The sequence below is a fragment of the Dermacoccus sp. PAMC28757 genome, assembly GCF_014302635.1.
GTDB classification, from domain to species: Bacteria; Actinomycetota; Actinomycetes; order Actinomycetales; family Dermatophilaceae; genus Dermacoccus; species Dermacoccus abyssi.
In genome coordinates this window covers 1,348,968-1,361,692 of the sequence record NZ_CP060292.1, presented here as the reverse complement: position 1 = coordinate 1,361,692, position 12,725 = coordinate 1,348,968, and the positions used below count along the sequence as shown (strand labels likewise).

General features: G+C 71.1%; 8 protein-coding genes. All 8 read right to left on the bottom strand.

Annotated features, from left to right (window positions below; translation table 11 throughout):
- Positions 1 to 64: 64 nt before the first annotated feature.
- Positions 65 to 3,991, bottom strand: coding sequence for an AAA domain-containing protein (locus H7F30_RS06575; RefSeq protein WP_187037510.1), 3,927 nt, complete (start codon positions 3,989 to 3,991; stop codon positions 65 to 67).
- 62 nt (positions 3,992 to 4,053) lie between these two features.
- Complete coding sequence (locus tag H7F30_RS06570) at positions 4,054 to 5,085, bottom strand: glycosyltransferase family 4 protein (RefSeq protein ID WP_165357941.1); 1,032 nt, start codon at positions 5,083 to 5,085, stop codon at positions 4,054 to 4,056.
- Positions 5,082 to 5,861, bottom strand: a complete 780-nt coding sequence (locus H7F30_RS06565) for a polysaccharide deacetylase family protein (protein ID WP_129665677.1) — start codon at positions 5,859 to 5,861, stop codon at positions 5,082 to 5,084. The genes H7F30_RS06570 and H7F30_RS06565 overlap by 4 nt, the downstream gene beginning before the upstream one ends.
- Positions 5,858 to 6,490, bottom strand: a complete 633-nt coding sequence (locus H7F30_RS06560) for a hypothetical protein (protein ID WP_129665675.1) — start codon at positions 6,488 to 6,490, stop codon at positions 5,858 to 5,860. The genes H7F30_RS06565 and H7F30_RS06560 overlap by 4 nt, the downstream gene beginning before the upstream one ends.
- Positions 6,487 to 7,752, bottom strand: a complete 1,266-nt coding sequence (locus tag H7F30_RS06555; protein ID WP_187037508.1) for an O-antigen ligase — start codon at positions 7,750 to 7,752, stop codon at positions 6,487 to 6,489. Before H7F30_RS06555 ends, H7F30_RS06560 begins: the two co-directional genes overlap by 4 nt.
- The gene (locus H7F30_RS06550; RefSeq protein WP_047312282.1) at positions 7,749 to 9,194 is read right to left on the bottom strand and encodes an oligosaccharide flippase family protein; all 1,446 of its coding nucleotides are present in this window, start codon (positions 9,192 to 9,194) and stop codon (positions 7,749 to 7,751) included. The genes H7F30_RS06555 and H7F30_RS06550 overlap by 4 nt, the downstream gene beginning before the upstream one ends.
- The gene (locus H7F30_RS06545; protein ID WP_187037506.1) at positions 9,191 to 11,317 is read right to left on the bottom strand and encodes a glycosyltransferase; all 2,127 of its coding nucleotides are present in this window, start codon (positions 11,315 to 11,317) and stop codon (positions 9,191 to 9,193) included. Before H7F30_RS06545 ends, H7F30_RS06550 begins: the two co-directional genes overlap by 4 nt.
- Positions 11,292 to 12,695 carry a sugar transferase gene (locus H7F30_RS06540; RefSeq protein WP_222617863.1) on the bottom strand — a complete coding sequence of 468 codons (1,404 nt, stop codon included), beginning with the start codon at positions 12,693 to 12,695 and terminating at the stop codon, positions 11,292 to 11,294. Before H7F30_RS06540 ends, H7F30_RS06545 begins: the two co-directional genes overlap by 26 nt.
- Positions 12,696 to 12,725 lie beyond the last annotated feature (30 nt).

The following is a 12,725-nucleotide window of genomic DNA, read 5'->3' as shown; positions in this document are numbered from 1 at the left end:
CTCCTCTGCCGCTCGCCTCCCGCAGCCTTCGGGCGGTCAGCGCCGTCGGGCCCTGACACGTCGGTCACTGCGGCACGCTTTCACCTGCGACGTCGACCTGCGCCGCGAGACGGTGAACCAACTCGACGATGCGGGCGGTGTCGCGCGCCGGGTCACGGAAGAGGTCGACGGTCCACACCCTGTCGTGCGCCCAGCCGAGACGCTGCAGCGCGTCGGGACGGAGCCGGTCGCGTTCGCGCACGCTGTTCATCGCCGCGTAGTGCTCGCCGTCGCTCTCGACGGCGAGCAGCATCTGCCCCGGCTCGCGCGGATGCTCGATCGCGAGGTCGACGCGCATGCGCGAATGGCCGTAGCCGGTGTGCACCGTGAGCCCCTCGGCGCGAAGGCGCCGCGCCAAATCCTCGACGACGAACGGCACGGGCACGATCTCCGCGTCGGCCCCGACCCGGCGCAACGCGACGGATCCGGACGTTGCAGCACGGCGACGCTTGCCGCCGACCACGGTGACCCCGTCGACGTCCTCGGCACGAGGTTCGAGGCGTTCGTCGCACTCGGCGACGTAGAGCAGGAAATCGCGGAGCAGCGTCGCCCCGCGCGAGCGCAGAGTCGTGGGTTCCAGGTCCTCGCCGGCGAACGTGCTCACGACATCCATGCGGCGACGGGCGCGCGAGATGGCAACGTTGAGGCGTCGTTCGCCACCCACGTGGTTGAGCGCCCCGAAGCGGCGCACGAGGCTGCCACTCGTCGGGGTAATACCCAGGGTGAGGACCACCGCGTCGCGCTCGTCGCCCTGGACGCGTTCGAGGTTCTTGACGAAGAACGGCTCGTCGACGTGCGCCTCGAGGTAGGCCGCGAGCGCCTCGTCGGTGCGGGCTGCCGTCGCCACGGCGCGCTCGACGCGGCGTGCGTGCGTGAGACCGAGCGCGATGACGCCGAGGCTTTCCTCGGGCCGCTGACGGGCGTGCTGTGAGACGAGATCGACGACGGCCGCGACCTCCGGTGCGTTCTCGTCGACCGAGGCTGCCTGAGCTGCGGCGACCGGGAGGTCGTCGGAGGCCACGGCGTTCGCGCCGACGACGTGCAAGCGTAGAACGTTCTCGGTACGTGCCCGCGGGAACGTCACGAGTTCACCGTCGTAGACCGCGTCGTTGGAGAACGCGATGAGGCGCTCGTCGAGCGAGCGGTAGTGCCAACGCAGGTGGCGCACCGGCAGGAGTGCGGAGAGCACGTCGAGCACAGACTCCCCCGTGTGTGCCGTGTCCTCACCCGCGGCCGTGCGCTGGAAGAAGCTCGTCGGCGCAAGCTGCTGGGTGTCTCCGGCGACGACCACCTGTGCACCACGGCTGATGGCGGAGATCGCCTCGGCCGGCGGGATCTGGCTCGCCTCGTCGAAGATGACGACGTCGAACCACTGCCCCGGCGGGAGTGTCTGCGCAACGACGAGGGGGCTCATGGCCCAGCAGGGAGCGAGCGCCGTCATGAGGTCGGGGGCGCCGGCGAACGCGTGGCGCAGCGCGTCGGCGCTGCCTGCGTGATGACCGAAGACGAGGGCCGATTCCATCGCCTCGACCTGCTCGGGGAAGTGTTCCGCGACGGCGTCGATGCGTCGGTAGGCGCGGGCGCGCACACGCTCGGGGGCTGCAGCAAGGTGCTGGCGATCGGCGTCGGCGAACTTCACCGCAGACGCACGCAGTTCGTTGCCGCGGTGCTGCTCGTAGGCCGGATCGTGACGGCGCACACGACCGAGAACGCTCGTCCACCACACGAACTCCCACTCGGGGCCGACCGCGTCAGGGCCGAGACCGCGAGCGGCGAAGTCGTCGATGACGGCGCCGAGACCCTGGGCGCGCAGGCGCTCGAGATCGCCTCCGACGGTCGGCACGATCTCGAGTCGATCGACATTGGCGGCAAGATCGGCAACTCGCTCCGCGAGCTCGTCGAAGTGTGTGGTGAGCAGTTCGGTGGCGCCCGCCGTGCCCTCGAGCCGCACACCGAGCCAGTCGAGCTCCTCGGTGAGGCGGGCGTGGGCGCTGCGGGCCTCCTCCGTACCGATGGGAACGTTGGGGCGCCCGGTACCACCGAGCTCCTTCCAGCGGGTCTGCTGCACACACGCCCGCTCGAGCGCGGCGTGCAGATCGGCCGGGGGCCGTCCCGGCCGCAGCGTGGCACGGGCCTGCTTGAGTACACGGCGTCGTTCGAGGACACCTGGAGCCTCGCCCGTTTCCTTGCGCTGGGCGCGGGTGGCGCTCGCCTTGATGGCGATGTCGAGCGGAACACCGAAGATTTCGGGGGTGAAGACGTCGAGCGTCTTGTTCACCTGTTCCATGAGATCCAGGACCTCGGCCGCACGCGTGGCCGATTCCGGCAGCGGGAGGCCCGCCTTCGTGAAGAGTTCGTCGAGTTGGGATCGGTGAGCGGCGAGATCGCCGTCGTTCCCGTTCTCGCCGGCGAGGCGGGTGACGAGTGCCTTCGCGCGCTCCATGTGGTCACGCCCGCGCACGCGCGAGCCGAACCAGGGGTCGGGCTGCCCGTCGTCACGCCAGGCGTTGCGGCGCGCGAGGTCGCTCAGCAGGCGGCCCACCTCGTCACGGCCCTGTTCGTCGAGGCGCCGCAACGGCTCGCCCTCGAGGCGCACGCGCGAACGCGGCGCCACCGGCAGGGCGTTGAGTTCGGCGATGCGATCCTGCGCGTCGTTGGCGCTGACGCCGAACGGGTCACGCACGCGGTGCAGCGCGCGCACGTGCTCGAGCAGGGTGAAGCGGTGCTCCTCGAGCGTCTCGATGACGGCCTCGTCAGGAGCGTCCTGGCCCGGGCCGGTGTCGTGACTCGAACGAAGGGCATCACCGACGTGCGGTGCCCCCGAGGCAGGCGCTGTGACGAGGCGGCGCGCGAGAGCGTCGACGAGGTCGGCTGCGGTGCCGGAGCCCGCGTGGGCGTCGAGCATGAGGTCACGCAGCCCGGGACCCTCGAGCCGGCCGATGACCGCATCGATCGCGGCGCGCTTCTCCGCAACGAAGAGAGCGCTGCGGCCGTGTGCGGTGAGCGTGGCGACGAGGTTGGCGATCGTCTGGCTCTTGCCCGTACCGGGCGGGCCCATGAGCACGAGGTGCTGGCCGCCCATGACGGCGTCGATCGCCGCCTGTTGCTGCGCGTCGGCATCGAGGACGAGGAACTCCTCGCGCGGGTCGGCGTCGAGGCCGGGTTCGGGCATCTGCGCGCCGACGTCGAAGGTGGCCTGCTCGTCACCCGCCATGGCAGCGATGACGGGGTGTTGGTGCAACCACGCCGACTGGTCGGAGACGTCGCGGACCATGGAGAGCTTGGCGTAGCTGAACGTCGAGACGACGAGACGTTCGTCGACACGGAAGCCGGGGATGCTCGCGCCGGCCCGGCGCATCATGTCGTAGGTCGGAGCAGGGTCGAAGCCGTGGGGGCCGGACGCGAGCGACGTCAGGTAGTCCTGGTCGATGTTGATGCCGCGCGAGGCGAAATAGGTCGACAGCGCCGAGTTGAGTTCGACGGTGCGCGACACCTCGAGCACGAGGTCGTCACCGTCGCGACCACCGAAGTGGATGTCGCACTGGCGCAGGAGGATCGGGGCGGCGGGGACGGCGTCACCGCTGAGCTGCCAGGTCGCACGCCCAAGGGCGAGGAAGCAACTGATGATGCCCCGCTCCTCGAGCAGCTCACGCGAGAGATCGCGCACGGCGATGGCCCGCTCGTACGCGGCACGGTAGGCGCTGGGTTCGCGCACGATCTCGGACAAGAGCACGTTGCGACCGGAGAGCAACTTCGCGACGCCGGCCGGGTGCGCCGTCGTGAGGTCGAGCTCGACCGTGTCGTCGGTGCGCTGCCACAGAAGCGAGTTGCGTCCGCCGAGGTCGACGAGGTGACGCTGCCAAAGGGCGGCAGCGTCACGCACGGCCTGGGCGCGCTCGGTGTCGAGCACGCTCGCGTGGGCCTCGGGAGCGCTGCGGTCGTCGTTCGTCACCCCGGAAGGCTATCGAGACGAAGGGGCTGTTTCGCCTCGCCTCGCCGTGACGGGGTGCGACTTCACCCGTAGAGCTGGGCCAGGGCCGCCTGTTGGGCGTCCGGCGACATGGTGGTCAGCAGCTGTGCTCCCGCACGACGGTTGGCCTCCCGCTGTTCACGCGAGGTGAGCAGGGCCAGGGCACGACCGGCGGCTGCCGTCGGTGAGTCGACGGCCCACAGCGGTGTTCCCTCGAACGCGGGGATGTCACGCACGAGCGTCGGCGTACCGAGCGCGAGCGCGTCGAGAACGCTGAGCGGGAACCCCTCGTACCGCGCCGTGTGGAGATAGACGCCCGCCGCACCCACCAAGCGCCGCACCTCGTCGGCGTCGACCCAACCGGTCACCGTCACGTCGGCGGCCATGAGGCGCTCGGTCAAGCCCTTGTCGTCGTCGCTGCCGAGCCACACCGCCCGCACGTCCGGACGCTCTCGACGCACGAGCTCGACGGCGGCGACGAACCACTCCGGATCCTTCTGCCGGCTGACCCGGCCACTCATGACAATCGTCGGATGGGCCATCTCGCCACCGCCCCGCGGGGCCTCCGAGCTCTCCGGTGATTCTTCACGAACCGGCAGCGTCGGCACGTTCGGCACGACGACGACCTGCGCCCTCGGCGTCAGCCGTCGGGCGAGCCGTGCCTCCTGCGGTGAGAGAACGACGACGGCATCGCTCCTCAGCCCCAGCAGGCTCTCGGCGGCTGCCACAGCGAAACGCGCCGGCCGTGACGCACTCGTGTCGGAGAGCTTGTACCCGTGCGGCTGGTAGACGACGCGGGCAGACAACGGCAGCGCCCGCGCGTAGACGCCGGCCCAACTCGAATGTGCGTGAACAACATCGGCACCGAGCGCGCCGGCAACCTCACGCACCGCCCGAATGCGCGCCGAGGTTCCGTCCGGCAGCTCGCGGCAGGAGGCGAACGTGGACTCGCCCGGCTCGTCGAGGCCGGTGTACAGCAGGTGGTGTTCGTGCTCCGGCGCGAGTTGCGCGATCGTGCGGATGGCGCGCGAAACTCCGGTGCTGAAGCATTCGGTGACGTGAAGGATCCGGGTCACGGCTGCCTCGGGGCGTAGCCGACGACGTGGTGCGTCGCTCGTCGCACCACGGGAACGCGCCCCAGCGAACGACGGACGAACGGGTACAGCCGCCGCAGCTTGAGGTCGAAGGTGAACGGGGTGTCGGTGGCGTTGATGTCGACCCGTGGCAGGGCGAAACGTCCGTATCCCTCGTAGGTCGCGAAGGCGCACTCGAAGCCGGCTTCGCGCACAGCAGCTCGCGCCGCCGCGTCGTGATCGCCGTAGGGGTAGGCGAACGTGCGCGGGGTGTGGCCGAACAGCGCCTCCATCTCCTCACGCGCGACGCTCGTCGCAGCACGGAGCCGCTCGGCGCTCATCCCCCGCATGGACGCGTGCAGGTCGCTGTGGCAACCGATCTCGATCCCGTACTCGCGCAGTGCTTGCACGCCGTCGCGATCGAGGCGGGCCGAGGCGGCCGGTTCACTGCGGTCGGGCTGCGCGCCGAGCAACCCGGGTGAGACGTAACAGATGGCCGGGACACGCGCGGCGGCAAGCAACGGCGCCGCCTCGTCGAGCACGGAGGCGTAGCCGTCGTCGAAGGTGACGAGGCAGCTGTTCGAGGGCACGCTGCGCTCACCGGCCAGCGCAGCGAGGTACTGCGCCTCGGTCAGCGGACGGAACCCGTGACGCTCGGTGAGGCGTGCGATCTGGTGGGAGATCGCTTCCTTCGTCACGAAGATGTTCGCAGGATCCAGCGAGCGCGGCACCTGGGCCACGCCGTGGTACATGAGCACGAGCGGCGTGGGGCCCGTCATGGCCGCCCCCTCGCTGCACCGGCGAGCGCGGCCGCTGCAAGGACGGCCGCCTCCCCCGCCCCGGCCACGAGCAGGCGGTTCGGCTTCTTCTCGGCATAGGTCGGATCAGCCCGTTCGAGGACCACCGCGCGCGCCGTGCCGTCACGTCCGATGCGCTTGACGGCGTCATCGGCGAGCGCGTTGGCCAGAGCCGAGGACTCACGCGCGCTCACGCCCTGCGCGACGATGCGGATCGTCGTCGAGTCGGGGTCGAGGTTGGCCGTGGCCTTCGCGTCACGCGACACGGGGATGGAGCGACCGATGCTCTCGACGTGTCCGGGCGCACCGCTCGCCACCGCTTCTTGCTGGGCCACCTGCTTGAGGCTGTCGGCGCTGGCCGCGATGTCGGCCTGGTTCCCGCCCTCGGATGCGGCGCGCAGCCCGACGACGGATGTCGCGTCGTAGCGACCCGGTAGGAGCAGCGCCGTCAGAGCGACGACCAGAGTGCCGAGGACGACGATGGCGAGCGGCAGGCGCCACCGTCCGATGCCCGTGCGGGACGCGCCATCAGTGTCCGTGGAGGTCGGTGACGAACCTGAGCCGCGGGTTTCCGCAGCGGGCAGGTCCGTCGGGTCGCGATGGTCGGTCATGGGTTTCCTTTCGTCGAGGAACGGCGCGAGCGCGTCACGCCGACCGGGAGAAGCCCGACAAGAAGCCAGGTGGTGGCGGTGAGTGCCGGTGCGCGCCAAGGGAAGTCGATGACGCCGTGCACGAAGGCGCCGGCGAGCGCGGCTGCGGCGGCCACCTCGACCACCGGCGCACCACGCGCGTTCATGCGCGCGAGTACGCGCACGCCGACGACGAGCAGCACGCTGAGGGTCGCGAGTGCGAGAAGTCCGCCTTCGGCCAGCGCAGTGAGCACGATGCTGTGCGCGTGCAGCGGCGCGACGTTCGTCATGCCGAAGGTTGCGTCGCCGGCGGTTTCCGGTAGGCCACCGACGCCGACCCCGGTGAACGGACGACCGTCGACGAGCTCGCCGGCATACGCCCAGATCGCCGGGCGCTCGTCCGACGCACTGCGCGTCGGCGAGGTGAGGGAGTCGAACCGCGCGCTGACGGCGCTGACGAACGATCCCCCCGCTGCGGCTGCGAGCGCCCCCACGAGGACGAGCGCGAGCCCGAACGTCAGGAGTCCGCGGCGGGCGGCGGGACGCACGAGCGCCACCAGGGTGAGCGTGACGAGCGTTCCGATCCAAGCACCGCGCGAGAGGCTGAAGACGAGTGCCGCGACGACGCCGGCGAGGCCGACGACGCTCGTGACTCGCCACGTCCGGGCACGAATGCGGCCGTCACGCGGGGCCCAGGCGGCGAACGTCGTGAGGAGGACGAACGGCAAGGCCATCTGCATGAGCGAACCGAATTCGTTGGGCTGCGCGAGCGGCCCCTGGAGGCGGCCGTTGATGACGCCGCCGCCCTCGTGGCTCGAGAGCGCGCCGAGATCTGCGAGCGACCCGAGTGCCACGACGGCGGCGGACGCGCTCACAGCGACGAGCATCCAGGCACGGCGACGCGCGTCGAGTTGGGCGACACCGAGGGCGCAGATCCACCCCATCCAGCTCATGGCCACAAGACGCCAGGACCACGGCAGGTCGGGGGCGAGCGGCAGCGTGAGCGTTTGGCCGATCGGCACGAGTGCGCACGCGCGCAGGGTCATGGGCACGTGCACGTGACGCTCGAAGAGCACCACGACTCCGGCGAAAACGCAGACGAGAGCCATGAGGGGCGCCACGGCCCGCTCCGACCAGGGAGCGACGGCGACGGTCGTCGCGACGGCCGCGGCAAGCAGGCTACGCAGGCGGGTTGCGGTGCGGTGTTCGCGTGCCTCGCGCCGGGTTCGTGGCTGGGCGCTCATGCCGGCCTCGCCAGAGAGCGGAGGAAACCGAGCGTGGGGCGATCCCACACCGACGTCAGGACGCCCCACACGAGGACGTAGACGCCCACGCCGAACGCCATCGCGACGAGCGGCGCCATGGGGACGAGCATGACCGCGGCCGCCACGAACGCGGCGAGCGCGACGACTGCGAGGGGCCGACTCGCGCTATGCACCGGCATGACACGGCGCAGCGCCGTCACCGTCACGCCTGCCTGGACGACGTAGGACAGGCTCGTCGTCACGGCGGCGGCCACGGCGCCGAACGCGGGAATGAGCGCGAGGTTGAGCCCGACGTTGGTCGCGAGGGCTGCGGTGCTGGCCCACAGCACAGCGGGATCGGGACGCAGGGCGAGTAGCGCGGTGGCACCGACCTGTGCCAGTCCGAATGCGAGGGGCGCGAGGCACAGACCCCACAGCACGTGGGCCGAGGCGAACTCGGCGCCGAACAGCAGGTGCATGAGGTCTTCGCCGCGCACCACGAGGAGCGCGGTGTAAGGCACGTAGACCGCTGCGACCAGCACGATGCAGGCGCGCACGATGCCCGCGCGCGACGCAATCGGGGCCGAGGTGTCGGCGAGGCTCGGCTGCACGACGCGGCACAGCGACCAGCTGACGAAGAGCACTGTCTCGAGCAGCCGGTAGGCCGCGGTGTAGTGGCCGACGGCGACCTCACCGGCCAGAACGGCCAGCAACACGACGTCGAGGCGGAAGAGCGTCATGGAGACGAGGTCATTGATCCCGGTGACCCGCACGGCGCGGAGGAAGTCGCCGAGGTGGTGACGCGTGACGAGAGCCGCCCGCGGCCGGACGTCGGCCACGACACGGCTCACCCCCGCCATGACGACGAGACTCCCGAGGGACGCGGCGCAGTAGGCCCACGCGACCGCGACCACCCCGTGTCCCTCGGCCAGGACCCAGGCGACGAGGCCCAGCGCCAGCAGCCGTTGCACGACAAGCACCGCGGCGGGCACGACCTGGACGGCACGCACGTTCGCAGCCGTACGGAAGGCCTCGACGAGCGTGTCGCTACATCCCGCGACCACAAGCACGGCGATGACCTCGCGGGAGGCGGCCGGTTCGTCGAGCGTCATGAGGACGATCGCAGACACGGTGACGACGGTGATCGCGAGCGCCATCCGCAGTGTCAGCAGGGCCGACAGGCGGGCGTCGAGCGACTCCGGTTCCGCGCCGACGAGTTGCACGAGGCGCTGGTCGAAGCCGAGCGTCACGACCGACGCGAGCAACAGTCCGAGGCCCAGGCCGAGGCTGAAGAGGCCGAAGTCGGCCGCGCCCAGCTGCCGGGCCATCAGCCCGAGCATGCCGAGGGTGCCGAGCTTGCCGACGACTTCGCCGACGCTCAGGGTGAGCGCTCCGACGGTGAGGCGCCGCGCCGAGCTGCGCGTCGCGGGTGCACGATTCACGAGTGAGCGCCCCGCTTTGCCTGGCGCGTCATGCCTTCGAGTGCTCCGGCCACCTTCGCGACATCGCGAGCCGCCGTCGCGAAGGGCACGAGCGCTGCGGCGCGAACGCCGCCCGGACGCCGCAGCGCGCGCCGCACCGGCACGCCGAGATAGCCCACCGCACCGACGGCGAGTGCCGTTCGGGCAAGGGGCCCTCTGGTCACGAGAACGGCGCCACCCCCGTAGGCGAGCAGACGCAGGCCGTCACGCACGACGAGCCGGGTGTTGCCCGAGTCGGCCGAGCCCTGCCCGTACCGGTAGTACATGCGCAGGGTGGAGCGCACGCTCGGTCGTTGCTCCCATTCGACGGCGGCATCGGCGACGAGCAGCGCCGGGTGGCGGGCCGCGATCCGCATGCCGAACGTGACGTCCTCACCCGTCGGGAGGTTCTCGGGGAAACCGCCGACCTCGGCCCAGGCGGCTCGCCTGAAGGCGACGGAACGCCCCGTGGGCATCTCGGGGCGGAACGCGCGGCCGAACGCTCGCGCGTAGAGGCGCTGACCGGCGCTCGGGTGGTGCAGTTCAGCGACGTCCGGGTAGCCGCAGGCGGCGAACGCGTCATCGACGGCATTCCTCGCCGTCGCGGTGTAGACACCCGTGAAGAGGTAGGCCTCGGGGTGCTCGCTCGCTGCGCTGCGGAAGGCCTCGAGCCACGTCGGGGCCGGTGTGCACCCTACATCGGTACACGCGATGAGCTCGTGGGCGGCGGCGGCGATCCCGGCATTCCTGCCCTCGGAGATTCCGGCGCCCTCGGCCCGCAACACGTGTACCCGTGAATCACGGCGGCCGGCCGCCTGCGCCACCTCGAACGTGCCGTCGCGTGAGCCGCCGTCCACGACGACGAGTTCGTCGTCAGGACCGAGCAGCGGCACCACGTCGTCGAGGAGGCGCGCGAGAGCCTCGGCCTCGTCGAGCACCGTCGTGACGACCGACATCGGCTCGGCGCCTCGCACGCCCGCCCCCGGTCGGCGGGCGGTCCCCGCGAGGAGGCGGGTGAAGCGGTCGGCGGCTTCGTCGGGTTCGAGAACGGTGGTCGCGAGCACACCGGGGCCTGCGGCGAGCAGTTCACGGCGGCGCTCGGGTCGCACGCAGTCACGCAGGGCGGCAACGACGGCGTCGACGTCCTCGGAGCCGACGAGAATGCCTGCAGCGCCGAGCTGTTCGGCGACAGGTGACGCCGCGACGACCGGCACTCCCGCGCGCACCGCCTCGTACGCCGTCAACCCGAACGCCTCGCGGCTGAGGTGGGCTCCCGCGTCGGTGCGCGTGAGCATCAGCGCAGCATCGAAGGCACCGAGGAGGGACCAGGCGTCGTCACGGGCAGGGTGAAGCACGAACCGTTCCCCCACGCCGAGTTGTTCCGCGAGTGCGGTGAGTCGCTCGGCCTCCTGCGGGTAGGCGTGATCGACGACGCCGAAGACGTGCAGCTTCCACGTCGGCAGGCACGCGAGGGCACGGATGGCGACATCGACCCCCTTGTAGGGCGCGAGTCGCGTGGCCATGACGGCACGCCTGATGCCGCTGGAGCCCTCGTCGAACCCGAGGGTCCGCCGCGCGGCCGCCCGCGTCAGTGGCGCACCGGGAAGCGGCCCCTGGATGGCAACTGCACGGGTGTCACCTGCGAGCCGGGCCCCCTCGGAGCCCAGGAGCCGAGCGTCCGCCAGCGTGTTCACGATGCGCGAGAGGCGCGGGAAACTGTCGTCGTGGCGCACCCAGGCGACGCGCGCTCCGGCGCCGGCGGCCGCGGTCAGGGTGAGCAGCGCGGCCTTCACGCCGTGCGCGACGACGACGTCGGGACGGGAGGTGCGCAGGTATTCACGCAGGTCGACGACGCTCGCCGCAGCACCGCGGAAGCGTCGCCCCGAGCGAAGGTCGAGCGTGCGCGCCGAACGTTCCTGCCAGCGGCGCAGGGCGTCGCTGCCATGCGGTGCGAGAACCGTGACATCCGCCGTCGCCTCTTCCCGGACGAGCCGCTCCTGCCACACCTCGGCGCCGCCGCGGGTGCGCGTCGGCAACACGATGCCGACCCGCAGGGGGCGTGGGAAACGCGCGTCGTCGTCAACTGCCGTGGCGTCCGAAAACACTGCCCACCGTCCTCACGATGATCTTGAGGTCCTGCCACATCGACCAGTTGTCGATGTAGAGGTTGTCGAAGTGCGCCCGCTCGGCGATGTCGGTGTCGCCGCGCAAGCCCTGCACCGCCGCGTAGCCGGTGAGCCCGGCCGGCGCGCGGTGCCTGTCCTCGTAGTCGGGGTAGATCTGCGAGTAGCGCTCCACGAAGTAGGGGCGCTCGGGACGCGGGCCGACGAAGCTCATGTCGCCGCGCAGAATGTTGAACAGTTGCGGCAGTTCGTCGAGCGACGTGGCGCGGATGAAACGGCCGACGGCACCGATGCGTTGATCGCCTGCGATGCTCCAGCGGGTCTGCGAGTCCCCCTCGCGCGCCGGGTGCATGGACCGGAACTTGAGCATGGTGAACGTTGCTCCGCCCTTGCCGATGCGCTCCTGGCGGAAGATGACTCCGCGTCCGAGCTCGATACGCACCGCGAGCGCCACGGCCAGCAGTACCGGCGAGAGAAGAACGAGCGCGACGAGCGCCAGAACGATGTCGAGAACCCGCTTGCTGACGACGTCCACCCACCGCATCTGGGCCGGGGCGACAGGGATGATCGGGATACCGCGGATGTGGTCGGCCCACGGCCCGCCCCAGCGACGCATGCTGTACCCGTTCGGCACGGTGTACACCTCGACGTCGGGCGGCGCATCGCGGCGCAGCAGGTGTGCGAGCTGCCACTCCTGCAGTTCGGGAAAGGCGCAGACGACGATGTTGACGCCGAACGTCTCGACGACCTCGCCGAAGTCGGCGTAGTCGCCGATGACGGGAGCGGTGATCGTCTGCTCGACGAGCGCACCGCCGTCCGGCTCGGCGCCGAGGAATCCCACGAGCGCCGCGCCTTGACCGCTTGTGGTGATGCGGCGGGCCAACTCGCGGGCTCCGGCGCCCGTACCGACGATGAGGACCCGGGTGCCGCCACGTTGGGCGTGACGGGGCGCGCGGCGGCGACGTAGGCGGTACACGAGCGTGCGTCCGGCGATGACGACGGTCACGGTCAGCACGAGCCCCGCGAACAACTCGCCGCACGTCGGGGCGTCGTCGACGAGAAGCGCGAGGGCACCGAGGCCGAAACCGACGAGGATTCCGAGCACGAGATACGGCAGTTCGTCGAGCACCGATTGACTGAATCGGCGTCGGTACAACCCGGCCCAGCGGTAGGTGGTGACCATCCCGAATGCGAGACCCAGTACGGCCAACGGGTTGACCGGGGTCGCGAACCCCATGCCTGCGGGGACGGCGAGGTCGATGGCCAGCAATCCACTGACGTCCCGGGCCCGGCGCGTGCGCGCCCGGCGGTCACGGGCCGCACGGGCGTCCTCGGCTGCAGCGCCGGCGCCGCGCGACATCGAGGGTCGACGCCTCGGTTCGACGCGGTC